Origin of the sequence: Massilia suwonensis, assembly GCF_042655665.1 — a bacterium.
Lineage (GTDB): Bacteria > Pseudomonadota > Gammaproteobacteria > Burkholderiales > Burkholderiaceae_D > Telluria > Telluria suwonensis.
Map to the genome: position 1 here is coordinate 23,733 of NZ_JBHSMR010000015.1, position 23,513 is coordinate 47,245.

General features: G+C 65.2%; 21 protein-coding genes and 1 tRNA gene. 12 read left to right on the forward strand and 10 right to left on the reverse strand.

Features of this window, described 5'->3' with window-relative positions; translation table 11 throughout:
• Window positions 1-54: 54 nt before the first annotated feature.
• Together ACFPQ5_RS23690 and ACFPQ5_RS23695 are read right to left on the reverse strand one after the other, a co-directional pair.
• Window positions 55-591 (reverse strand): DUF2058 domain-containing protein, encoded by a 537-nt coding sequence (locus tag ACFPQ5_RS23690; RefSeq protein WP_379761466.1) that lies wholly within the window; start codon window positions 589-591, stop codon window positions 55-57.
• Between the two features lie 81 nt (window positions 592-672).
• The gene (locus tag ACFPQ5_RS23695) at window positions 673-1,647 is read right to left on the reverse strand and encodes a MerR family transcriptional regulator (RefSeq protein ID WP_379761468.1); all 975 of its coding nucleotides are present in this window, start codon (window positions 1,645-1,647) and stop codon (window positions 673-675) included.
• A 197-nt stretch (window positions 1,648-1,844) separates the two neighbouring features.
• Between ACFPQ5_RS23695 and uvsE the strand changes: the two genes are divergently transcribed.
• The 4 genes from uvsE (at window position 1,845) to ACFPQ5_RS23715 (ending at window position 5,650) form a co-directional block, all read left to right on the forward strand.
• On the forward strand, window positions 1,845-2,729 hold the full coding sequence (gene uvsE, locus ACFPQ5_RS23700) for a UV DNA damage repair endonuclease UvsE (protein WP_379761470.1): 885 nt from the start codon (window positions 1,845-1,847) through the stop codon (window positions 2,727-2,729).
• Window positions 2,730-3,001: 272 nt separating this feature from the next.
• Entirely contained in the window at window positions 3,002-3,640 is a 639-nt protein-coding gene (locus tag ACFPQ5_RS23705; protein ID WP_379761472.1) for a choice-of-anchor J domain-containing protein, read from the forward strand.
• A 67-nt stretch (window positions 3,641-3,707) separates the two neighbouring features.
• Window positions 3,708-4,157 (forward strand): post-PEP-CTERM-1 domain-containing protein, encoded by a 450-nt coding sequence (locus ACFPQ5_RS23710; RefSeq protein ID WP_379761474.1) that lies wholly within the window; start codon window positions 3,708-3,710, stop codon window positions 4,155-4,157.
• 2 nt (window positions 4,158-4,159) lie between these two features.
• Window positions 4,160-5,650 carry a PA domain-containing protein gene (locus ACFPQ5_RS23715; RefSeq protein WP_379761476.1) on the forward strand — a complete coding sequence of 497 codons (1,491 nt, stop codon included), beginning with the start codon at window positions 4,160-4,162 and terminating at the stop codon, window positions 5,648-5,650.
• A gap of 77 nt (window positions 5,651-5,727) precedes the next feature.
• Here ACFPQ5_RS23715 and ACFPQ5_RS23720 read toward each other — a convergent pair whose 3' ends face one another.
• Window positions 5,728-6,591, reverse strand: coding sequence for a class I SAM-dependent methyltransferase (locus ACFPQ5_RS23720; RefSeq protein ID WP_379761478.1), 864 nt, complete (start codon window positions 6,589-6,591; stop codon window positions 5,728-5,730).
• A gap of 128 nt (window positions 6,592-6,719) precedes the next feature.
• Between ACFPQ5_RS23720 and ACFPQ5_RS23725 the strand changes: the two genes are divergently transcribed.
• Entirely contained in the window at window positions 6,720-7,715 is a 996-nt protein-coding gene (locus ACFPQ5_RS23725) for an AraC family transcriptional regulator (RefSeq protein ID WP_379761480.1), read from the forward strand.
• Window positions 7,716-7,776: 61 nt separating this feature from the next.
• Window positions 7,777-7,852, forward strand: a tRNA-Phe gene (locus tag ACFPQ5_RS23730).
• 55 nt (window positions 7,853-7,907) lie between these two features.
• Here the strand turns inward: ACFPQ5_RS23730 and ACFPQ5_RS23735 are convergent.
• A complete protein-coding gene (locus tag ACFPQ5_RS23735; protein ID WP_379761482.1) occupies window positions 7,908-9,428 on the reverse strand; it encodes an acetyl-CoA hydrolase/transferase family protein in 1,521 nt (506 codons plus the stop codon).
• A 237-nt stretch (window positions 9,429-9,665) separates the two neighbouring features.
• Here ACFPQ5_RS23735 and hpaR point away from each other — a divergent pair, with 237 nt between their 5' ends.
• Window positions 9,666-10,187 (forward strand): homoprotocatechuate degradation operon regulator HpaR, encoded by a 522-nt coding sequence (hpaR, locus tag ACFPQ5_RS23740; protein WP_379761484.1) that lies wholly within the window; start codon window positions 9,666-9,668, stop codon window positions 10,185-10,187.
• Here hpaR and ACFPQ5_RS23745 read toward each other — a convergent pair.
• Window positions 10,158-10,733 (reverse strand): hypothetical protein, encoded by a 576-nt coding sequence (locus ACFPQ5_RS23745; protein WP_379761486.1) that lies wholly within the window; start codon window positions 10,731-10,733, stop codon window positions 10,158-10,160. The two genes, hpaR and ACFPQ5_RS23745, sit on opposite strands and share 30 nt — an antisense overlap.
• 241 nt (window positions 10,734-10,974) lie before the next feature.
• On the opposite strand from ACFPQ5_RS23745, the gene ACFPQ5_RS23750 reads away from it, so the two are divergent.
• Window positions 10,975-12,789 carry a tetratricopeptide repeat protein gene (locus ACFPQ5_RS23750; RefSeq protein WP_379761488.1) on the forward strand — a complete coding sequence of 605 codons (1,815 nt, stop codon included), beginning with the start codon at window positions 10,975-10,977 and terminating at the stop codon, window positions 12,787-12,789.
• Window positions 12,790-12,792: 3 nt separating this feature from the next.
• Here ACFPQ5_RS23750 and ACFPQ5_RS23755 read toward each other — a convergent pair whose 3' ends face one another.
• Window positions 12,793-13,191, reverse strand: a complete 399-nt coding sequence (locus ACFPQ5_RS23755) for an FxsA family protein (RefSeq protein WP_379761490.1) — start codon at window positions 13,189-13,191, stop codon at window positions 12,793-12,795.
• Between the two features lie 422 nt (window positions 13,192-13,613).
• Here ACFPQ5_RS23755 and ACFPQ5_RS23760 point away from each other — a divergent pair, with 422 nt between their 5' ends.
• Both ACFPQ5_RS23760 and ACFPQ5_RS23765 read left to right on the forward strand, forming a co-directional pair.
• On the forward strand, window positions 13,614-14,354 hold the full coding sequence (locus ACFPQ5_RS23760) for a PEP-CTERM sorting domain-containing protein (RefSeq protein ID WP_379761492.1): 741 nt from the start codon (window positions 13,614-13,616) through the stop codon (window positions 14,352-14,354).
• Between the two features lie 93 nt (window positions 14,355-14,447).
• Window positions 14,448-14,612 (forward strand): DUF2256 domain-containing protein, encoded by a 165-nt coding sequence (locus tag ACFPQ5_RS23765; protein WP_379761494.1) that lies wholly within the window; start codon window positions 14,448-14,450, stop codon window positions 14,610-14,612.
• Between the two features lie 7 nt (window positions 14,613-14,619).
• Here ACFPQ5_RS23765 and ACFPQ5_RS23770 read toward each other — a convergent pair whose 3' ends face one another.
• Window positions 14,620-17,553 (reverse strand): bifunctional diguanylate cyclase/phosphodiesterase, encoded by a 2,934-nt coding sequence (locus ACFPQ5_RS23770; protein WP_379761496.1) that lies wholly within the window; start codon window positions 17,551-17,553, stop codon window positions 14,620-14,622.
• Between the two features lie 220 nt (window positions 17,554-17,773).
• Between ACFPQ5_RS23770 and ACFPQ5_RS23775 the strand changes: the two genes are divergently transcribed.
• Window positions 17,774-20,077: a putative bifunctional diguanylate cyclase/phosphodiesterase gene (locus tag ACFPQ5_RS23775; protein ID WP_379761498.1), complete on the forward strand. Its 2,304-nt coding sequence runs from the start codon at window positions 17,774-17,776 to the stop codon at window positions 20,075-20,077.
• Window positions 20,078-20,130: 53 nt separating this feature from the next.
• The gene (locus ACFPQ5_RS23780) at window positions 20,131-20,589 is read left to right on the forward strand and encodes a nuclear transport factor 2 family protein (RefSeq protein WP_379761500.1); all 459 of its coding nucleotides are present in this window, start codon (window positions 20,131-20,133) and stop codon (window positions 20,587-20,589) included.
• A gap of 2 nt (window positions 20,590-20,591) precedes the next feature.
• Here the strand turns inward: ACFPQ5_RS23780 and ACFPQ5_RS23785 are convergent, their stop codons facing one another.
• The 3 genes from ACFPQ5_RS23785 to ACFPQ5_RS23795 form a co-directional block, all read right to left on the reverse strand.
• Window positions 20,592-21,743 carry a branched-chain amino acid ABC transporter substrate-binding protein gene (locus ACFPQ5_RS23785; protein WP_379761502.1) on the reverse strand — a complete coding sequence of 384 codons (1,152 nt, stop codon included), beginning with the start codon at window positions 21,741-21,743 and terminating at the stop codon, window positions 20,592-20,594.
• Window positions 21,744-21,867: 124 nt separating this feature from the next.
• A complete protein-coding gene (locus ACFPQ5_RS23790; protein WP_379761504.1) occupies window positions 21,868-22,266 on the reverse strand; it encodes a VOC family protein in 399 nt (132 codons plus the stop codon).
• Between the two features lie 135 nt (window positions 22,267-22,401).
• The gene (locus ACFPQ5_RS23795; protein WP_379761506.1) at window positions 22,402-23,493 is read right to left on the reverse strand and encodes an alkene reductase; all 1,092 of its coding nucleotides are present in this window, start codon (window positions 23,491-23,493) and stop codon (window positions 22,402-22,404) included.
• Window positions 23,494-23,513: the final 20 nt, after the last annotated feature.

Consider the following 23,513-nt stretch of genomic DNA (forward strand, 5'->3'; position numbering starts at 1 on the left):
GGAACCGCCAGCGTAAACCGGCAACATGAAGCGCATCTTAAGAGCGCCCCTGGTTCACCACATCAGGTCATCTGGAATCTTGAAGTCCGCGTACGGATCGTCTTCCTCGGCCACGGCCTCGTTCTTCCTGACCCGCACCACCAGCGAGGCGTCGCGCTCGGCGATCTTGTCGGCGATCACGCGCGGCACCAGCTCGGTGCTGTCGCCCAGGCGCACGATCACGAGGCGGCCGGCCATCAGGTGCTGCTGCACCGCGTTCGAGACGTGGATGCGTTCGATCTTCGTGCCGTGAGTAAAATTGTAGGCGACGTCGCCATTGCCTTTGCTCTGGCGATTCTTCTGCACCAGGTCCATGATCTGCGCCATGATCGCCTTTTGCTGGGCGGCGGCGTCGCGCTGGGCATTCAGCTCGCGTGCGCGCTCGGCGTTCTTGCGCTGCAGCTCGGCGGCGGCCAGTTTCGACTCGTCGACGCTCTGCGTGCCGGTGCGGCGCTCGATCTTCTGCTGCTTGCTTTTATCCTGCTGAACTTGTTTTGCCTTGCCCTTGTTCACCAGGCCGGCTTTGAGAAATTGGTCCTGCAACGATGCCATGTCGGCGCTCCTAGTATTGATAGCCGCTAGCATAGCAAGGAGCGCCGCCGGCCACCAGCACCGGGCGCGGCCTTTGCCCTGTCAACCAGCCGACTGGGACAGGTTCGACGGCAGCGGCAAGCCATCCTGCACCGCCAGCGCCATCAGGGCGTCTTCCAGCACCACCCGCGCCTGCCCCGAGGCCAGTTCGAGCTGCTTATGTAGCCGGGCATCCTGCGGATTGCGGTTGGCGCACTGGGCGCTGTAGCGCTCGAAGCTGCCGACCAGCAGCAGCAAGTCGGTCAGGTGGCGCGGACATTCGCAGCTGAGGCGGTTGCCGGCGGCGGCGATGGCGGACAGCGCCTCCTCGCTGAAGCGCGGCGGCGTCACGGCGGCGGCGCTCGCCTCGATGGCGGGCAGGCGCTGTCCGGCCAGCGCCGAGCGGCACAGCAGCGCCAGTTCGCCGAGGTCGGCCGGCACGCGTGCGACCAGGTAGCCCTGGGCACGCAAGGCGCGAATCGTGGCGCTGGGGCAAAAGCGGTAGAGCACGACGGTGGCGGCGACGCCGGCCGCTTCGCGCGCGGCGGCCAGCAGCGGCATGGCGCTGTCGTCGAGCTCGGACAATTCGACCACCAGCACCTGGGCGCCGCTGCCATTGCCCAACTCGCCTACCTGGTCGAGACGGGTGCAGCTGGCGCGCACGTCGAGTCCGAGCGGCTGGCGCTCGGCCGCTACGCGCCGCGCCAGACTCGGGCCGGCCAGCATGATCGGCACGGGTCCTGTGCCCACGCGCGCATCGGCGGCGTTGGCGGCCAGCATCGCCTGCAGCTGTTCGCGCGCCAGCCCGGCCAGCACGCCGATCGCATGGCCCTGGTCGACCAGCTGCTTCAGCAGGCTCAGGCGCGCTACCTGCTCGGCCGAATACAGGCGCTGGCCATGCTCGGAGCGTTCGGCGTCCGACAGGCTGTAGCGGCGCTCCCAGATACGCAGCGTTTCCACCGGCAAGCCAGCCAGGCGGGCTGCGGCGCCGCTGCGGTACATGATGCGGTCTTGTTCAGTCTTTTGTGGTGAGTTCATCGTTATTGTCCCGAAGTTGTCCCGTTCGACGACCCATTATACGGCGCCCAGCCTTGGACACGCTTGGGGAAACGGCTAGATTGACAGGGCTTGCGTAAGGCGTGGACAGCTTTAGTTCCGGAAGCCAACTGAATCCGGACATGAAACGCTTCGGCATATACTTTTTCTTCACATCTCACTCACTACGCGAGGTTCGCATGCCCCATCTGGGCCTGGTCTGCATCACCAATTCAAAAGAGATTCGCTACCGCACGGTCACGCGCACGCGCCTGCATGCGCAGTCGCCCGATGCCCAGGCGAAGATTTTGGAAGACATTTATCGGGACAATCTGCAGACCTTCGACGCGGCCATGCGCTACTGCCAGCAGAACGGCATCTCGCTGTACCGCCTGCCCTCTTCGATCTTCCCCTTCGCCGATACGCCGGAAGGCCTCGCCATCCTGCAGACCTTGTCGGGGAGCCTGGCGCGCTCGGGCAAGCGCGCTTTCGAGGCCGGCATCCGCCTGGTGATGCATCCGGATCAGTTCGTCGTGCTCAGTTCCGATTCGCCCGACGTGGTCGCCAACAGCATCAAGATCCTGCAGATGCACGCCTACATCATGGATCTGCTGGCCCAGCCGCGCTCGCCCTGGGCGCTGCTGGAGATCCACGGCGGCAAGGCCAACCGCGCCGATGCACTGGTCAGGTGCATTGCCACGCTGCCCGACGCGATCCGTTGCCGGCTGGGCCTGGAGAACGACGAGTACGCCTACAGTGCCAGGGAGATCTACGACATTTGCATGCGCAGCGGCGTGCCGATGGTGTTCGATGCGCATCACCACATCGTCCATGAAGACCTGCCCAGCTACGACCACCCGAGCGTGGACGATATGCTGCGCAAGGCGCGCCAGACCTGGGCCGAGCCGGCGCACCAGCTGGTGCACATCTCGAACGGACGCAGCGGTTTCAACGACCGCCAGCACGCCGACCTGATCGAAACGATGCCGGCCTGTTACGCCGGCGCGCCCTGGATCGAGATCGAAGCGAAGTCCAAGGAAGAGGCGATCGACGGCTTGCGGCCCTGGCTGGCATCGCTCGCATAAATTGAGTGTATTGACAATAAGTTGCAATAAATGCACCATATTAGTGCAATTTGCAACAAAATGTCCCAATTTTGTCGAAAATTCTTACATTTCTTCATCAAATTTTTCGCTGAAAAAGTTTTCTCCTCAGAAAACAAAGACATAGTTTCTTGGCACGCTTAATGCATACCCTGTCGAGGTCGGCAGGGGGACCTAGCCGCGAAATTGTGGGGTAGCACCCATCGGCACTTCGGGAGCTGCCCCAAACGTCTAAAACTTTGGAGGCGCATCAGATGATGAAGAAAGCACTCGTTGCATTGGCAATCTCGGGCATGGCCATGTCCGCACAGGCCGGCGACATTATGATCAAAGAAGGCTTCGAGAACGTGTTCAGCCTGCCCGGCAAGGGCTGGGTGTTCAACAACGCCAGCACCCCAGGCGGCGCCACCAACGGCTGGACCCAGGGCACAACCGCCGAGTTCGAAGCCCACGAAGGCTCGCCAGCCAGCTTTGCCGGCGCTAACTTCGCCAGCGCTCCCGAAGGCGGCGAGCTCAACGCCTGGCTCATCTCGCCAGAGTTCATGACCACCTGGGGCAACACCGTGTCGTTCTGGCTGCGCGGCGCCGCTTCTGAAGATTACAGCGACCAGATCGCCTTCGGCCTGAGCCAAGGCGGCAGCGAGCTGATCGACTTCGCAATGAACCCTGCCTTCACCGTCAGCCAGGACGGCTGGACGCAGTACACCTTCGAGATCAAGGCCCGCGAAGGCAAGGCCCGCCTGGCGTTCCAGTACCTGGGCGCTGCCGATGCGTCGAACTACGTCGGCCTGGACAGCCTGGTCATCGCCGACATTCCTGAACCAGCAAGCGCGGCGATCCTGCTGGCCGGCGCGATGGGCATGGTCATGTCGCGCCGCCGCAAGCGCAGCTGATCGAGACACGCGTTTTCGCAAGACGGAGCGCACGGCGCTTCGCACACCCCAATACCAGGAGATAGTCATGTCCCAGAAACACCAGTCCGGCCAGCGCCTGCTGTGCGCCGCCGGCATCACCCTGGCCCTGCTGGGCCTCGGCAGCCAGTCCGCGTTTGCCCAGGAAGCCGCGCAAGACCAGGAAGTCCAGAGCATCCCGCTGCAATCGGTCGATTCGATGACCGTCGTGCGCGACCCTGTCACCGGCAAGGTGCGTCACGCTACCGCCGAAGAACAGGCAACGCTGCAGGCGCAGTCCGCAAAGCGGATGAGCCTGATGCGCGCGGCACCAAAGCCAACCCTGCAGAAGTTCCACCCGAACGGCGCCCGTGGTGTGCGCCTGACCGACGAGTTCGTCAGCTCGGTGCGCGCAGAACGCAAGGCAGACGGCAGCCTTTCGATCTACGAATCGCACAATGCAGACCCATCCGCGGCTGTTCCAGGTCACGTCCACACCAACAAGGTTGAAACGGAGTAAACATGCGCACCCCTCAATTCTCGCGTACCGCAGCGCGCTCGCTGATCGCCGCCGCCTGTGCCCTGACCTGCCTGGCTGCCGAAGCCGCCACCATCAAGATCCAGAGCCGCGACCCTGCCGGCTACGGCTTCAACGATCCGACGCCAGTCTCGCCGGTCGGCGGCAACATGGGCACGACCCTCGGCCAGCAGCGCATGAACGTCTATCGTTATGTCGCCGACATCTGGGAAAAGAACCTCAAGAGCGACGTCGAGATCACCGTCTCGGCCGGCTGGGAAAACCTGACCTGCTCCGCCACCTCGGCAACCCTGGGCAGCGCATCGGCCTGGAACCTGTGGCACGACTTCCCGGGCGGTAAGCCTGGCACCTGGTATCCGCAAGCCCTGGCCAACAAGCTCAGCGGCATGAACCTGAGCGAAGGCATGCCGGACGACGGCACCGGCTACGCCGGCGTCGACATCAAGACCCAGTTCAACGCCCGCCTCGGCGCATCGGACTGCCTGGCCGGCAGCCCGTTCTACCTGGGCCTGGACGGCAAGGCCGGCGACGCCGTCAACTTCGCCGCCACCCTGCTGCACGAACTCGGCCACGGCCTGGGCTTCTCGGTGATGAGCGTCTACACCCCGCTGGGCTACCGCATCAACGCCGAAGGCACCCTGTATGTCGCCAACGGCGGCCTGCCGAGCATCTGGGAAGGCTTCATGTACGACAACACGGCCGGCAAGACCTGGCTGGACATGACCTCGGCCGAGCGCGCCAAGTCGGCGGTCAACCCCCTGCAACTGGCCTGGACCGGCCCCAACTCGGTCGCCGGCGCCAAGACCATGCTGAGCCCGCTGCCAGTCGTGAAGTCGTCGAGCCCGGCCGGCGTCGTGCCGACCGCGCCGTACAGCGCGTCGCCGTTCGGCCCGGCCCTGTCGAGCACCGCCACCCTGGGCGCGCTGGCAAGCGTGGCCACCCAGGCCGGTGAGCTGGGCAATGGCTGCTCGCCGTTCAACGCAACGAACGCTGCCGCCGTCAAGGGCAAGGTCGCGATCATCGACCGCGGCGGTTGCAACTTCACCGTCAAGGTCATCAACGCGCAGAACGCCGGCGCCATCGCCGCCATCCTGGTGAACAACGTCGCCGGCACCTTCACCCCGGGCGGCGCGGACCCGGCGGTCAGGATTCCATCGGTCGGCATCATGCAAAGCGATGGCGTCGCACTGCGCGCAGCCGTCGCCGCCGCCAAGCCGTACGGCACGCGCAGCTCGCCAGGCGTCGTCACCGCGGTGCTCGCCATCGACCCGAACCGCAAGGCCGGCGCCGACCTGGCAGGCCGTCCGCTGCTGTACACGCCGAACCCGCTGGTTGGCGGTTCGTCGGTGTCGCACTGGGATGTTTCGGCGTTCCCGAACCTGCTGATGGAACCGAACATCAACGACGACCTGACCCTGCAAGTGGTGCCGCCGAAGGACCTGACGCTGCCACTGCTGAAGGACATCGGCTGGTAATCAGTGCTGAAAGCTGAGCAGTAATCTCAACCGGGCGGATGACGCAAGTCACCGCCCGGTTTTTCTTGATATTCCCCTCAAGCGCTGCGCTTGACGATCACCGCATCCAGGTACTCGGACGGCACCACCAGCGAGGCCCCATCGGCCGTATTGAAGCGCTCGAGCAGCTCGAGGATGTCGTGTTCCAGCAAGGCCTGGCCATGGCCGTCGAGCGCCCCGAAGGCCTTGTTCACGGGTCCGTAGAAATCGCGGAACACCTGCAGCCAGTGCGCCGCCGAGGTGTAGCGGAAATTGAAGTGGCGCCTGGCCGTGCGGATGTCGGCGGCGGCGTCCCCGAACAGTTCGCCGAGATAGGCTTCCGTCCCCCACAGCAGCGGCGACATCACCCCGGCCGGCGGCGGCACCGCCTTGCCGATCGCCTTGAACAGCTGACCGACGAAACTGTCCGGCGTCCAGCTCGACAGCGCGATGCGGCCGCCGTCGCGCACCACGCGCAGCAATTCGCTCGCGCTGCGGCCATGGTCGGGCGCGAACATCACGCCATAGGTCGAGATCGCCACGTCGAAGCTGCCGTTCGCGAAAGGCAGGTTCTCGGCGTCGGCTTCGCGAAAATCGATGCTCAGGCCCTCGGCAGCGGCGCGCGCCCTGCCCTTCTCGAGCAGGGCCGGCACATAGTCGGTCGAGGTGACGCGGGCGAAGCGGTGCGCCGCCGCCAGCGTCGCGTTGCCGTTGCCTGCCGCGACGTCGAGCACGCTCTCGCCGGCGCGGATATCGGCCATCTCGGCCAAGGTCTCGCCGACGATCTGCAAGGTCACGCCGACGACGGCGAAGTCGCCGCTGGCCCAGGCCGCCTGCTGGCGCGCCTTGATGGCGGCGTAGTCCGGCTGCGCCGCTCCGCGTCCGGGCGCTGCACCCGGGGCCGATTGCGTTGTTTTGTCCATGCTGGCATCCTTCCCATACATAATCGAGAAATCGAAGAAATCGAGAGATCGAATTTTCAGTATGGTGCGGGGACGCGCGGCCTGCTTGACCAGGCGTCGGCGCGGTTTGCCCGCCCGTCCTGGCGATCATGGAAACCGACACCCTTTCCGATGTACTGCGTTCGGTACGCCTGCGCGGCGCCGTCTTCTACCAGATCAGCTTTCCCGCGGCCTGGGCGGTGGAGGCGCCGCCGATGCGCGAACTGGGCCGCTTGCTGTTTCCCGACGCCGAACACGTGATGGAATACCACGTGCTGGCCAAGGGCGACGGCTGGGCCTGCGTGGCCGGCTTGTCTCCGGTGCGCCTGCGTCCGGGCGACGTCGTCATCCTGCCGCATGGCGACGGCCACGTGCTCTCGAACGATCCCGACCTGCAGCCGACCCGCATCGATCCCGGCTGGGTCGCGGCCACGCGCGACGCGCCGAAACCGATCCCGATCGTGTTTCACTCGCAGTACGAATTTTCCTGGGGCGAAGCGGCGAGTCCGGGCCCCACCGAACTGGTCTGCGGCTTCCTGTCCTGCGACCGCCATCCCTTCAATCCCCTGCTCGACGCCCTGCCGCGCCTGCTGCATCTGCCGGCCTCCAGCAGCGCCGCCGCGCACGCCGAACTGGGCCAGCTGGCCCTGCGCGCCGACCGCGGCCAGCCGGGCGCCGCCGCCCTGCTCGAACGCGCCAGCGAAACCATGTTCATCGACGCCCTGCGCCGCTACCTGGAATGCCTGCCGGCCGGCAGCACCGGCTGGCTGGCCGGCCTGCGCGACCACCAGGTCGGACGCGCGCTGGCGCTGATCCACCGCGCCCCGGCCCGGCCCTGGACCATCGACGACCTGGCGCGCGCCGCCGGCCTGTCGAGATCAAGCTTCTGCGCGCGCTTCCTGCGCCTGCTGGGACTGCCGCCGATGCAATACCTGGCGCGCTGGCGCATGGAAGCTGCCGCCGGCCTGTTGCGCGGCGGACGCGCCCCGGTCGCCGCGGTGGCGCTGGAAGTCGGCTACGAATCGGAGGCGGCGTTTGCGCGCGCCTTCAAACGCGAAACCGGCACCTCGCCGGCGCGCTGGCGGCGCATGCAGCATGCTGGTTGAGCGGCATGCGTCCCGAAAAATTATGGACGAGCCGGCACTTCGTGTTAGAATTCTCCGCCTTGGCCTGGTAGCTCAGTTGGTAGAGCAGAGGATTGAAAATCCTTGTGTCGGTGGTTCGATTCCGCCCCGGGCCACCAAGAATTCAGTAGTACAAACAATAACGCCGACCTGCGAAGGTCGGCGTTATTGTTTTCAGGACACCTGGCTACCCTGTTCAGGCAGCATCGAACCGGTAGCACCATAGCGCACATGCCACGACAAAGCCTGCTCCAGCACGTGCGGCGTGTGGCCACCCCTCCGGTTCGCTTCCGCCACATACTCGCGCAGCATCTGGCGGTAGGGTTCGGCCACGCAGTTTTCGATGATGGCCTGCGCGCGTTCGCGCGGCGCCAGGCCGCGCAGGTCGGCCAGGCCGATTTCGGTGACGATGATATCGACGTCGTGGTCATTGTGGTCGACGTGCGACACCATCGGCACGATGCTGGAAATCTTGCCGCCCTTGGCGACCGACTTGGTGGCGAACACGGCCAGGTAGGCATTGCGCGCGAAGTCCCCCGAGCCGCCGATGCCGTTCATCATGTGCGTGCCGCCCACGTGGGTCGAATTGACGTTGCCGTAAATGTCGGCCTCGAGCGCGGTGTTGATCGCGATGATGCCGAGCCGGCGCACCACCTCGGGATGGTTGCTCACTTCCTGGGGCCGCAGCACCAGGCGGTCCTTGTAGCGGCCGATGTCGCCGAACACTTGTTCGCCCTTGGCTGCCGACAGTGTGATCGAGGAGCCGGAAGCGAAATCGAGCTTGCCGGCATCGAACAGGTCGAAGGTGGAATCCTGCAGCACCTCGGAATACATGCTCAGGTGCCGGAACGGACTGTCGATGAAGCCCATCATCACCGCGTTGGCGATGGTGCCGATCCCCGCCTGGATCGGCAGCAGGCGCTCGGTCAGGCGCCCCAGCGCGACTTCGCGCTCGAAGAAGGCCACCAGGTGGGCGGCGATCGCGGCCGTGTCCTCGTCGGCCGGCAGGATGGTCGACGCACTGTCGCTGCGTTCGGTGATGACGATGGCGGCGATTTTTTCCGGAGGGATCATGATGGCGCTCGTGCCGATGCGGTCGCGCGGCGTCATCAGGGGAATCGGCTCGCGCTGCGGACGGTGTTTCGGGATGAAGATGTCGTGCAGCCCTTCCAGCGCCAACGGCTGCGCCAGGTTGATCTCGACGATCACTTTATCCGCCAGGATCGCGAAGCTGGCGCTGTTGCCCACCGAAGTGGTCGGGACGATGGCGCCGCTGTCGAGGATGGCGACGGCCTCGACGATGGCGACATCGATCGGCGCGATCTGGCCGGTGCGCAGCAGTTCGACGGTTTCGGACAGGTGCTGGTCCATGAACATCACGTCGCCGCGGTTGATCGCCGCGCGCAGCGTGGCATCGGACTGGAAAGGCATGCGGCGCGCCAGGACGCCGGCTTCCGTCAGGACCTTGTCGACGTCGCTGCCGAGCGAGGCGCCGGTCATCAGGGTAATCTGCAGCGGATCTTGGCGCGCCCGTTCGGCCAGCGCCAGCGGCACCGCCTTGGCGTCCCCGGCCCGCGTGAAGCCGCTCATGCCGACCGTCATTCCGTCTTCAATCAGCGCCGCTGCAGCGGCGGCGCTCTGGATGCGCTCGCGCAAGAGCGGGTGGCGAATGCGGTCCTGGTACTCGTGATACATGGCAAAACCTTTTCAAAGGCAAGAGTGGGAGTCCGATCCCCGCAGCGCGAAGAACCGATGGAGCCCAGGTGGCTGGTCGCCCAGCATCATGCTGTATCCTTCGTGTCAAAGTGGAACGGCGTTCATGCGTAATTCACTAGCATATGAGTGATTAAATCACTCGCATGTGAGTAAGTCAAGGCACGGCTATACGCCGCCTATCTGTTCCGATTCACCCGATCACGATCAGGAGTCACCGTGGCCAAGCGCTTCACCCATCGCAACTTGCCACAGCAGCTATTGCATGCGCGCGACGCGCTGATGGGGCATTTCCGTCCCATCCTCAACCACTACGGCCTGACGGAGCAGCAGTGGCGCATCCTGCGCGCACTCGATGAGCACGCGCAACTCGAGCCGCGAGAAATCTGCGCGCTCTGCCAGATCCTCAGCAGCAGCATGGCCGGCATCCTGGCGCGCATGGAAGAAATTGGACTGGTCCAGCGGGTGCGCGTCGAAGCCGACCAGCGCCGCGTGCTGGTCAGCCTGGCGCCGAAGGGGGATGCGCTGATCGACGACATGGCGCCGCTGATCGAACTGCAGTACCGCTACCTCGAGCAGGCCTTCGGCAAGCAGGCGCTGGAGTCGCTGTCGGCCGCGCTCGAAGGCTTCATCGCCGCCCAGGCCAAGCCGGTGCAGCGGGTGGCGCTGCCGCCGGTGGCATCGCCTGCCTCCGATGGCGTGCAGGCGCCCTCAGGGTCCCGGATGGGTATTGTCGGGTAAGGAAGGAATCGCACGCAGGTATTCATACATGGCGGTCAGCTCCAGTTCCGTTTTCTTGCCATAGACCGGCCAGGGCATGACCTGCACGATGGTGCCGGGCGGATCCTTGGGGTTGTGCCCGGTACGCATCATCTGGATGAACTCCCTGCGCGTCAGCCCTGCAGGCCGGCCCGCATTGTCGGGGGTGATATTGGCCGAGGTAATCGTCGGCCCGAACTGACGGCCGCCGGACAGGTATTCTTCGGCATTGAGCCGTTCCGGCTCGCCCCTGAACGGGTCGCCGCCGGGCGAATAGGTCGGATGACTGTGGCAGTCGACGCAGCCGCTCGTATTGACGACGTAGCTGCCCAGACCGACCAGTTGCCGATCCTTGTCCGCCAGATTCAGTACGACGCCGGCCGGGACGATGGCATAGCCGCGTTTGACGGGATTCTCGCTGTCGAGGAAATCCCGTAAAAAATTGGCTGCCGATACGGACACGGCTGCCGATCCGATCATCGCCGCAACGAGCCAGATGCGACGGCTTCTTCTCCAAGGCTTGTTCATATTCGCTCCCCCACACACTGGACAACGGCCGGCAAGCGCGACCGCACGGGCACGCACTTACCCTGGTTACTCAGTCTAGTCACCGCGACCGGCATCGCCGGTGCTTTGGGCCGAGGTTTGAGCTTTCTCAATCAAGCTGTCTGCAAGGATCCCTACCTATGAAACTTGGTGTCCCGGCCTATACTCCAATTGCGATATCCGCATCACCCCATCACGGCGACGATGCCGGGAGGGAAGCATCATGAAATTCGTATTCCTCGGCGCTGCAACGGCTGCAGCGTCCGTCCTGGCCACCGTGTCGTCCACGCAGGCGGAACGCGCACCCAAGCCTGCTTTCGATCCGCTGTTCGCCACCGGCGCCGCCTGCACACCGGCGCAGGCCGGCCGGCCGCCGCTGCTCGACAAGCTGGTACTGGCGCAAGCGGAAACCAGGCCGTTCCAGCCGAGCCAGCAGCCGCCCGCCAAGGCCCCGGAGGCCAAGGCCGGGCCGCCGCCACTGTATGAGGACCTCGGTACCCTGCACGTGCCGGTCACGACCAAAAGCCCGAAGGCGCAGGCCTTCTTCGACCAGGGCATGCGCCTGACCTTCGCCTTCAACCACGCCGAAGCGGCGCGCGCCTTCCGCGCCGCGCAGGCACTCGATGCCAATTGCGCCATGTGCTATTGGGGCGAGGCCCTGGTGCTGGGTCCCAACATCAACGCGCCGATGTTTCCCGAAGCAGTGACGCCGGCGGTCCAGGCCGCGTCCAGCGCGATGCGCCTGGCGAAGAACGCCACGCCTGCCGAGCAGGCCCTGATCAAGGCCGTCGCGCGCCGCTACAGCGCCGATCCACGCGCCGCTTCGGGCACAGCACGGGCCGCGCTCGACAAGGCCTATGCCGACGCCATGACCGAGGCGGCGCAGGCGCATCCCAACAACGACACCATCCAGGTGCTGTTCGCCGAAGCGCTGATGGACCTGGCGCCCTGGGATTACTGGGCCGCCGCCGGCACCCAGCCCAAGAACCGCACGGCCGAGATGATCGATGCGCTCGAACGCGTCCTCGAACGCAACCCCAGCCATCCCGGCGCCGCGCACTATTACATCCACGCGATGGAAGCCTCGTCCCAGCCCGACAAGGCCTTGCCTGCCGCGCGCGTGCTGGCGCGCCAGATCCCCGGCGCCGGGCACATCGTCCACATGCCGTCGCACATCTATTACCGGCTCGGCATGTACCGCGAAGCGCTGCAGTCGAACGTGGAAGCCGTCGCCATCGACGAACGGTATTTCTCGGCCTCGCCCAGCGATCCCGTCTACCGCGGCGCCTACTACCCGCACAACATCCACTTCGTAATGGTGTCGGCGCTGATGGGAGGTGACGGCAAGACGGCCCTCGATGCCGCCGGCAAGCTCGACAAGGCGGTCCCTGCCGATGCGGTCAAGGCCATCGGTGCGCTGCAACCGGTCAAGTCGGCGCCCTATTTCGCCCATGTTCAGTTCAGCAGCCCGGACACGCTGGTGTCCCTGCCCGACCCGGGGCCCGACTTCGTGCTCGTGAAGGCGATGTGGCACTACGCGCGCGCCGTCGGCTACGTGCGCAAAGGCGACCTGGACGCCGCCAACCGCGAAGTGGCCGCCATCGAGCACATCGAGCGCAGCGCCGACTTCAAGCCGCTTACCGACTGGGCCATCCCGGGGCGCGAAATCGTCCGGACCGCCAAGGCGGTGGCGCGCGGCCGCATCGCCGACCGGCAGGGCCGGCTGCCCGACGCCATCACCGCCTACGGCGAAGCCGTGGCGATCCAGGATGCCCTGCCCTACATGGAACCGCCCTACTGGTATTACCCGGTACGCCAGTCGCTCGGCATGGCGCTGCTGCGCGCCGGCCAGCTCGACAAGGCCGAGCAGGTCTTCCGCGGCTCGCTGGCACGCACCCCGAGCAACGGCTGGGCGCTGCGCGGGCTGATGGAGGTGTACCGCGTCCGCGGCGATAGCGCCGCGCTGGCGGCGGCCCGGCAGCGCTTTGCGACGACCTGGCTGGGCAAGCCGGATGGACCGGCCTTGTCGTCGCTGTAGGCCTTAGTCTTTGCGTTCCCTGAATTCACCGTCGATCACCATGTCGTCGCCGGTGCTTTTGGGAGCTTGTCGGCCAGCGAATGGGAAGACGGACGATACGACCCGATCGAACACCTTACGCCTCAACCAGGGATAGGTGAGCAGGAACGCCGTCGCGAAACCTGTAAACGCCGCGGGCACGTAGTCGCCGCGCGACAGGAAGTGCAGCAGGCAGAGCCCGAGCAAGCCGACGATGAGCGGCCGCCGTACAGGCTTGGGCAAGAGGCCGACAACGCGCAGCTTGCCCTGGCTTACCTTGGGAAATCGTGCGAAGAGAACGCCCAGCAGCAGCCCTGCCATGAACCGTCCCGTGCCGAGATACTCGGCCAGGACGCCGATGACAAGGTAACCGGTATAAGTCATGGTGCTGGCCAAGGCTGCCAGCACCAATAACACTGCAGCAATCGCCAACTTTGGCCGGCCCAGCGCCGCGCTGATAAGAAACCGTAGGATTTGTGTACTCCTGTTAATCGACATTGAATAGCGGTCGCAAATTTTAACAGCAGCTCTCGTGACAGGGCTGCCCCGTCATGCACGGCAAGCCTTGGCGCGAGCGATATGTTCATGTCGGCGCGCAAGAGCCACTGTCGAAAAATTTAACGACTCATCCATTTTTCATGTTTACTTTTCGTTAAAATTCAAGCAGCTAGCATAATTGGTACAGGATTTGCTCAGCGCCTCCTTGCGGCTGTCATACCGACGGTCGATCACAACTAGGGGGAACCATGGCTACGCAACGCTTTACCGCACTCCTGCATCGCGCACTTCCCGTTCTTGGCTTGTTGATGAGCGCCGGTGCGGTTCATGCCGCTCCGGTCTACTGGACCGACTGGACCGGCACCGACTCCGATCCGGGTCCCGGCTTCATCGGCCAGGGCACCATCACCACCTCGACCTCGACCGTCGGCGTCACCTACACCAATGCGGCGGGCGTCGGCTTCTATCAGACAAGTGGTGGCACCGACTACTGGATTCCACGTACGCCCGTGGGGAACTCGCCCTACACCAGCGCCCAGGTCGACAATCCGCCGCCTGACAGCGACATCATCGCCCTTCAGTTCGCAGGCAACCAGACCCTGACGTTCTCGCAGGCGATCGTCAATCCGGTCTTCGCTTTCGTCAGCCTGAACGGCAACGGCTATGCCTTCCTTAACCAGGACTTCGACATCCTCAGTTTCGGCGCAGGCCTCGGAGAACCCGCGCCCGGCAACAACAGCTGCGGCTACTGGGGCTGCGGCGGCGTGACCAAGGAGGTGGTCGATCTGGGCGGCGGCAACATCGAATACCGACTGATCGGCACCGGCGAACCGCACGGCTCTATTCGCTTCACCGGCACATTCGATACGCTGACCTGGCGCAGCCTGACCAACGAGTTCTGGAATGGGTTCACGGTCGGGGTGCAGGGAACGGCCGATGAGGAACCGCCGCCACCGAATGAGGTGCCGCTACCGGCGACTTGGCTGCTGTTCGCCGCCGGCAGCGCTGGCATGATGGCAGTGCGGCGCGCGCGCAGGATATCCGTGTAAAGCCGAGAACAGCGACGCAGAAACGCCAAGCCCACCCGGTTGGCGTTTCTGCCGGCAAGCCGGCCTTCGAGAAGTCCGGGCTACAATCTGCGCATGAAGATGCGCAAAAAATCCCAGCTCCCCACGAAGGCCTGCGCCCACTGCGCCCTGCCCTTCACCTGGCGCAAGAAGTGGGAGCGCGACTGGGAGCACGTCAAATACTGTTCGGAACGCTGCCGACGCGCCGCCAGGCCGGCGAGCGACAAGGACAAGGCCTGACCCCGGCTCAGGCCGACAACCTCACCTCCAGCCGCTCGATCACCTGCTGCAAATCTTCCGGCGGCACAGGCGGACTGAAGTAATACCCCTGCCCGATGTGGCAACCGTGCGCCAGCAGCCAGTTCATCTGCTCGCGCGTTTCCACGCCCTCCGCCACGATCTTCATTTTTAACGCGTTCCCCATCGCCACGATGGCCTGGGTCAGCTTTTCCGCGTTGTGGTCCTGCAGCATGCTGTGGGTAAAAGACTGGTCGATTTTGAGGCATTGCAGCGGCAGCTGGCGCAGGTAGCTGAGCGAGGAAAAGCCGGTGCCGAAGTCGTCGAGCGAAGTCGAAATGCCGCTGTCGTTCAGGGCGCGCAGCACGTTGCGGGTTTCGGCCAGCTGGCGCATGAAGCACGATTCCGTGACTTCGATTTCCAGCGCTTGCGGCGGCACCCCGTACTCCGCCAGCAGCCCGGTCAGATAAGGCACCAGGTTGGGCGAGAGGATGTCGGCGATCGACAGGTTGACCGCGATCGGCAGGCTGGGCAAGCCCTCGCTGTGGCGCTCGGCCTGCTTGGCGACGGCATTGCGCATGACCCAGCGGTCGATGCGGATGATCTGGTCGCTGTGCTCGGCGATCGGGATGAAGGCGCTCGGGCTGTTCTGGCCGCGGGTCGGATGATTCCAGCGCACCAGCGCTTCCAGGCCGACGGCCTTGCGGCTGATGAGGTCGACCTTGGGCTGGAACACGAGCGAGAGCTGGTCGCGTTCGATCGCTTCGTCGAGGTCGCGCTCGAGCAGATAATAATCGCGCTGGTCGGCGGCCATCGCCAGTTCGAACACGACGCTGCGGCTGCGTCCCAGGGACTTGGCCTGGTACAGGGCCAGGTCGGCGTGGCGCAGCAGTTCGCTCACGCTGCGGCCGTGGGCCGGCGGGATGGCAATGCCGATCGAGATCCCGAGCCGGAATTGCTGGCCCTTGACGTCGAAGGGCGCGGACACCGCCTGGTGCAGGCGCTCGGCGAAGGTCAGCGCGGTGGCCGCGTTCGGGTGCGGGATCTGCAGCAACAGCATGAACTCGTCGCCGCCCAGGCGCGCCAGCAAGTCGAACTCGCGCATCACCGCTTTCAGGCGCGAGCTCAATTGCTGCAGCACCAGGTCGCCCGTTTCGTGGCCGTAGGTGTCGTTGATCTTTTTAAAATGGTCGAGGTCGAGCAGCATCAGCGCCGTGTTGTAGTGGCCGTCTTCCAGGCGGCGCGCGACCTCGTCTTCCATGGCGCGCCGGTTGTACAAGCCGGTCAGGTGGTCGTGGTGGGCGCGCCAGTGCAGGGTTTCCTGCATCTTGCGGTTCACCTGCAGCTTGTTTACCTCGCTCAGGATGCGCAGCAGGTTCTGCAGCGCGTCGGCATCGGTCTGCTGCCAGGGCGCCGAGTGGCCGCGCACCGATTGCTGCCACTTGGTAAACGAGCGGCGCGGTTCCAGGCGCACCCGGCCGTCCGGCAGCGACACCGTGTGCTTGCGCGGCTCGCCGCCCCAGTGCACCTGCTGCACCACTTCCTCGCGCGTGAGAAAACAGAAGATGATGTCCTCGTCGTGGCGCTGCGCCAGCATCAGGCCGGCCGCCTCGGGCAGGCAGAGCAGCGAACGCCTGGGTGAAGTCAGCAGGTCGTCCCACATGCGCACGGCCGGGCCCTGGTCCTGCACGCCGAGCCGGGTGCCGACCTCGTCGAGGATCTGGTGGGTGGCCCCCTGGCGCTTCCCCGGTCCGCCGACACAGGCGAGCGTGCCGATGCTCACGCCCAGGGTGTTGGCATTGAATGCAGGCAGCAGCCGCGGCATCCAGAGCTCGAGCACGGTCGTGATGTCGCCATCCTGGATCAGGGCCTGGTGGAAGCCGTTCAGCAGGCGGTCCAGGCGCAGGCGGTGGCCGACCGCGTCCAGGTGCGACAGCGACTCGATGCGCATGTTGGCGATTTCGGCCAGCAGTTCGGCGATCTGGCGCATGCCGTCGCGGATCTGGTGCGGCGGCGTGCGCGGCGCGTGGTGGTGGCAGGCGATCAGGCCCCACAGCTTGCCCTCGCAGACGATCGAGAGGGTCAGGGTGGCGCGCACGCCCATGTTGCGCAGGTAGGCCAGGTGCACCTCGGACAGGCCGCGCAGCATGCAATGGCTCTGGTCGAGCGCTTCTCCGTTCGGCAGCAGCGGCGGCACCAGGGCGTCCATCGCGGCTTCGACGTCGGCCAGCACGCGCAAGGTATTGGTCAGATACAGCCGGCGCGCCTGGCTGGGAATGTCGGAGGCGGGAAAACGCAGGCCCAGGTATTTCTGCTGGTAGCCGGCTGCCGCGTGCTCGGCCACCACTTCCCCGCTGCCGTCGGGCAGGAAGCGGTAGATCATCACGCGGTCGAAGGCGCTGACGTCCTGGATCACCCTGACGCTGTCGCGAAAGAAGGCGTCGAGGTCTTCCGAGCGGCGCAGGCGGCCGATGACGCCGGCGAAATCGGCAAAGACCTGGTTCTGGCGCTGCTGCTCGTCCGGGGTGGCGATCATCGGCAGCCATTCGAGGATCGCCAGGTCGCCGCTGCGGTGGCCCAGGCATTCCCATTGCGAGGAGGGCGGGCCCTCGGGCTCGGGCTGCGGCGGACGGGTCTGCTCGAAGCGCGGACGCCAGGGCAGCGGCACGGGGCGTGCCGGCAGGGATGCGAGATCGAGTGCTTCGGAGTCGTCCGCGGCGGCGGCCCACTCCGACAGCGGCCTGGACAGCGGCGCCGCGGCATCATCGAGGCCGGGCCAATGGCGCACGATGCCGGCCGAGATCTGCACGATGCAGCCGCTGCTTATCTCCACCACCATCAGGAAGCCATAGGCTTGCACGGTGCCCAGCAGGTGGATCGGTTCCTGGGCACAGGTTTTTTCCAGTTCTGCCGGAATGGTGTCGTCACGCCCACCAGGGCTCATGCTGTTCTACTCCTCCGTCGTGGACGTGCGGATGCCGACGCCAATCCAGATTCAGACAAGTTGCATGCGTGTTGGTTCCAAAACGCGTTCGACGATGTAGCGACGCAACACCAAAACGGCAGGCTCAGGACAATGCCGTTCAATTAGGCTATAGTGATACATTGCAGCAATTTGTCGTTCTTATTGGCAATATCTTGCTGCGGCAATCCGGAAGCATTGCGTGGCACCCCTTACCGACATCGCGCACTGGCGCACCCACATTTTCTCCCGCCTGCTGACGATCGTGCTGGTCCTCGGCATCGGCACGGCCATTCCCAGCATCGCGCTCGCCTTCGAGCAGCGCCTGTGGTCGCTGATCACGGTCGACCTGGTCGCCATCGGCTGGCTGCTGGCGATCTGGCGCCTGCGCGGCTGGACGTACCACACCCGCGTCCTGCATTTCATCGTGATCGTGTTCCTCGTGTCGACCGGCATGATCGTCAACGTCGGCCCGGTCGCCCAGCTCTACCTGATCGCGCCGCCCGTGTTTGCCGCCGTCCTGCTCGGCCGGCGGCCGGCGCTGCTTGCGCTGAGCGCCAGCACCCTGCTGATCCTGGCCCTGAGCGTCACCGGCCACCTCAAGACGGGAGACGATGCCGCCGCCCGCGCGGCCCTGCTCCCGGCCTGGACCATCGCGCTGAATTTCCTGTTCATCGGCGCCCTGATCACGGTGTCGTGCAGCACGCTGCTGCAAAAGCTGGAATCTTCGCTCGGCCACCTGCACGGCGTGGCGCAGTCGCTGGAAGAAGGCAAGGACGCGCTGCACAGCCTGAATGCCGAACTGCGCCTCACCGCGGCCGCCGTCGCCCAGCTCAACGACATGGTGCTGATCGCGGGCACGGACGGCACGCTTGACGTGCCCTGGCCGATCATCTTCGCCAACGACGCTTTCGTGCGCCGCACCGGCTACGCGCGCGAGGCCGTGCTGGGACGCAGCATGCTGATGTTCAGCGGCGCCGGTTCCGACCCGGGCGTCGTGGCCGGCCTGGTCGAGGCCATGAACCGCGGCGAACCGGCCAACGCCGAGGTCGTGACCTATACCGCCAGCGGCACGCCTTCCTGGACCGAAATCGAAATCGTGCCTTTCCGGGACGAGAACGGCGTGCACACGCACTGGGTCGTCGTCGCGCGCGACATCGGCGAGCGCAAGAAGGCGGCCAGCGCCATCCACCGCCTCGCCTACTACGACGTGCTGACCGAGCTGCCGAACCGGCGGTTCCTGCTCGAGCGCCTCGATGCACTGCTGCTGGAAGCGCAGGCCGGCCAGGGCTGGGGCGCCGTCGTCTTCATCGACCTCGACCATTTTAAATACGTCAACGACGCGCGCGGCCACGCCACCGGCGACGCCCTGTTGCGCACCGTGGCGGCGCGCCTGTCGGCCATGATGCGCGAGGGAGACACGGTCGCCCGCATCGGCGGCGACGAATTCGTCGTCCTGCTGCCGCGCATCGGCCACGACCACGAGAGCGCGCGGCAAGCCGCCCTGCTGCATGCCGAGCGCCTGCGCGACGCCTTGTCGAGCGCGGTCGAGGTGGACGGCAACCGCTACAACGCCTCGGCCAGCCTGGGCGTGAGCCTGCTGCCGCATCCGGGCCAGAGCGCCGCCGACCTGCTGCGCGAAGCCGACACCGCCATGTACCATGCCAAGGCGCGCGGCCGCAACGGCGTGGCCCTGTTCGAAACGGCAATGCGCACCGAATCCGAACAGCGGCTCACCCTCGAGCGCGACCTGGCCGGCGCCATCGAACGCGGCGAATTACAAATGCACCTGCAGCTGCAGTGCGATGCCGGCGGCACGGCGAGCGGCGCCGAAATGCTGATGCGCTGGCAGCGCGCCGACGGCCGCTTCGTGCCGCCGGACGTGTTCATTCCGATCGCCGAAGCGAGCGGCCTGATCGTGCCGCTGGGCCAGTGGGCCCTGCACCAGGCCTGCCTGTCCTGGCTGCGCCTGAACGAAGCCGGCTACCCGCTGCCGCTGTCGGTGAACGTCAGTCCGATGCAGTTCGGCCAATCGGACTTCGTGGAGCAGGTGCGCACCATGCTGGCGCAGACCGGTGTACCGGCCGATCAGCTGATCCTGGAACTGACCGAAGGCCTCTTGATCAAGGACCGCGACGCCACCATTGCCCGCATGCACGCGCTGGCCGCGATCGGCATCCGTTTTTCGATCGACGACTTCGGCACCGGCTACTCGAACCTCGGCTACCTGAAGCGCATGCCGCTCTACGAGCTGAAGATCGACAAGAGTTTTATCCGCGACACGCCGGACGACGCCGACGGCGACGCCATCGTGCGCTCCATTCTCGCCATGGCCGCCCACCTGCGCCTGCGCGTGGTGGCCGAGGGCGTCGAGACGCGCACGCAAGCCGACTTCCTCAGCGCCAACGGCTGCCCGACCATGCAGGGCTACCTGTTTGCGCGGCCGCAGCCTTTGGCGCAGGTGCTGGCCAGCCTGCAAGAGGCCACCGCAACACACCAGGCTTGAACATCGGCGCATCTGGCACATACTGAACGTTCTATCCCTCACTGGAGCCGATCATGAACGCGCAGCAGAATGAGCAGAATATCGAGCTGGTCCGGCAAGCCTACGCCGCCTACGGGCGCGGCGACGTCGCCGCCGTGCTGGCCTGCATGTCGCCAGACGTCGAGTGGGAAATCCCCGACGTACCCGCCCTCCCCTTTACCGGCAAGCGCCACGGCACCGGCCAGGTTGCCGAGTACTTCCGGCTGGCTTCCGAACTGATGGGGGTACGCTCCTTCGTCCCGCAAGAGTTTATCGCCCAGGGCGACAAGGTCCTAGTGCTCGGCCACGGCGCCTGGACCGCCCTGGCGACCGGCCAGGATTTCGAGAGCGACTGGGTGGACGTGTTCACGGTCCGCGACGGGCGTATTGCCGCCTTCCGCGAATTCTTGGATGCGCACGTCGCCGTGGAGGCCTTCCAGTGCTATCCGCTGGGAGCAGGATCGAAAGCCACGGCCGATCCGGTACCGCACTGAACCTAGCGCAGCACCTGCAGCTTGGTCTTCTGCCCCTTGCGATAGGTGTAGAGCGTCAGCGCCGCATTTTTCAGATCGCCCTTCGGATCGAAGGCGATGTGGCCGGTGACGCCGTCGTACTCGATGCCAGCCAGCGCCGGCAGGAATTTCGCCGGCTCGCTCGAGTTCGCCGTCTGCATGGCTTTGGCGAACACCATCACCGCGTCATACGCATAGGGCGCATAGGTCTGCAGCGGGATCTTGTAGCGCTGCTGGTAGCGCTGGGTAAAAGCCTGCATGCCCGCTTCCTGCGGCCCGCTGACGCCGCCCGCCACCACGCAGAACACCTTGTCGTCGACCAGGGCATCGCCCGCCAGCTGCGGCATTTTCTCGGAACAGACGCCGTCGCCCGACACGAGCTTCGCGCGCAGGCCGAGCGCCTTCATCTGTTTCAGCATCGGGCCGGCCACCGCGTCCATGCCGCCATAAAAAATCACGTCCGGATCGCGCGCGCGGATCTGGGTCAGGATGGCGTTGAAATCGGTTGCCTTGTCGTTGGTGAACTGGCGGCTGACGACGCTCGCCCCGCCTTTACTAGCCTTCACCCCCTTCACGAATTCATCGGCCAGCCCTTGGCCGAAGGCGGTGCGGTCGTCGATCACGGCAATCTTCTTCGCCTTCAGCGTGTTCACCGAATAGCTCGCCAGCGTGCGCCCGACCAGGTTGTCGTTGGCCACCACGCGGAACGCCGTCTTGAAACCCTGGTGGGTGTAGAGCGGCGTGGTGGCGGCCGGAGAAATCTGCGGGATACCGGCGTTGGCGTAGATTTTTGACGCCGGCACCGTCGTACCCGAATTCAGGTGGCCGACCACGGCGGCGACTTTCGCATCGACCAGCTTCTGGGCGACGGCGGCGCCGGTCTTCGGATCGGCCGCGTCGTCTTCCGGCTGCAAGACCCACTGCAGCTTGCGGCCGCCGAGCACGATGCCCTTGGCGTTCAGTTCGTCGATCGCCATGCGGGCGCCATTCTCGATGTCCTTGCCCTGGTGGGCGCCGGTACCGGACAAAGGGGACGCCGTGCCGATTTTCACTTGCAGGGGCTTGGCTGGCGCTTGGGCGTGGGAGGGTGCCGCGGCGAGCACGAGGGCGGCGGCAAGAATGGCAGGGCTATGCATGGCGGATGTTTTCGTGGACGGTGCGCTCGATTGTACTGCCGAGCCGGCCAACGGCCGATTCGTTAATCCGAAGCAAACACCCGCGTATGAGGATCGGGCTGGCCCGCCAGCCCGACAGGCCACATCATCCCTTGGGCGCCATCCAGACCAGGTTCCACAGGTGCCCATCCAGGTCTTCGAAGCCCTGGTCGTACATGAAACCGTGATCCTCCGGCGGATGCGGAATGCGCCCGCCCGCGGCGAGGGCCTTGGCGATCAGGCTGTCCACTTCATCCCGGCTTTCGCAGCTCAGGCAGATGACGACCTCGTTGGCTTCCTTGGCCTGGACGACGGGCTTGTTGATCAGGGACTTGAAGAAGGGCTCGGTCGTCAGCATGGCATAGATGCTGTCTTCCAGGACGACGATGCACGCTGCTTGCTCGTTGCTGAAATCCGGATTGAAACCGAAGCCGAGCGCGGAAAAGAAGGCTTTGGATTTTTCCAGGTCTTTGACTGGAAGATTGAAGATGACTTGCTTGTTCATGCGGTCCTCGTCTGTAAGGTGAAATGGAGTTGCTCTGCATTTTGACGACGAACGATGATGCCCGAAATCGACAACTTGTTGAAAATAAAAAAGCCAACCCGAAGGTTGGCTTTTGCTTTGCTACCGCTCAGGCAATCAGGCCGCCTGCTCCAGCGTCGGATAATCGATGTAGCCCGCTTCGCCCGGCACATAGAAAGTCTGCGGATTCGGGGTATTCAGCGGCGCGTTCAGTTTCAGGCGCTGCACCAGGTCCGGGTTGGCGATGTAGGCACGGCCAAAGGCCACCGCATCCGCCGCGCCCGATTCCACCGCGTCGATCGCCATCTCGCGGGTATAGCCGTTGTTCGCGATATACGTGCCCTTGAAGGTTTTACGGGCCCAGGCGAAATCGAAGCCGGGAACGTCGCGCGGACCGCCGGTGGCGCCTTCGATGAAGTGAATGAAAGCGATGTTGCGCTTGTTCAGTTCCTCGATCAGGTAGCCGAACACGGCTTGCGGATTGCTGTCGGCCAGGTCGTTGGCCGGCGTCACCGGAGACAGGCGAATGCCGACGCGGCCGGCGCCGATCTCGGCGACCACGGCGTCCACGACTTCCAGCGCGAAGCGGGCCCGGTTCTCGATCGAGCCGCCGTATTCGTCGGTACGCTTGTTGGCGCCGTCACGCAGGAACTGGTCGATCAGGTAGCCGTTGGCGCCGTGCAGTTCGATGCCGTCGAAACCGGCGCGGATCGCGTTGGCTGCGCCCCGGCGGTATTCCTCAACAATATCCTTGATCTCGTCGATCGCCAGGGCGCGCGGTTCCGGCGCCTCGACCTTGCCTTCGTGGGTGTAAGCGACCACCTTCGCCGTCACCGCCGAAGGCGCGATCGGCTGCACGCCGCCGGTGAGGCTCTGGTGGGTCACGCGGCCGACGTGCCAGATCTGGGCCACGATCTTCGAGCCGGCATCGTGCACGGCCTGGGTGATGGGCTTCCAGCCTTCGACTTGCGCATCCGAATAGATGCCGGGCGTGGCCATGTAGCCCTTGCCGACCGGCGAGACTTGCGTGCCTTCGCTGATGATCAGGCCGGCATTGCTGCGCTGGCGGTAGTACTCGATGTTCATCGGGCTGCCCGGCACGTCGCCGGCGGCCTCGTCGGCACGGCTGCGGGTCAGCGGCGCCATCACGACACGGTTGGCAACCTCGATGTCGCCGATACGGGCAGGCTGAAACAACTTTTGGCTCATGTGTGGTCCTCGTCAGATAG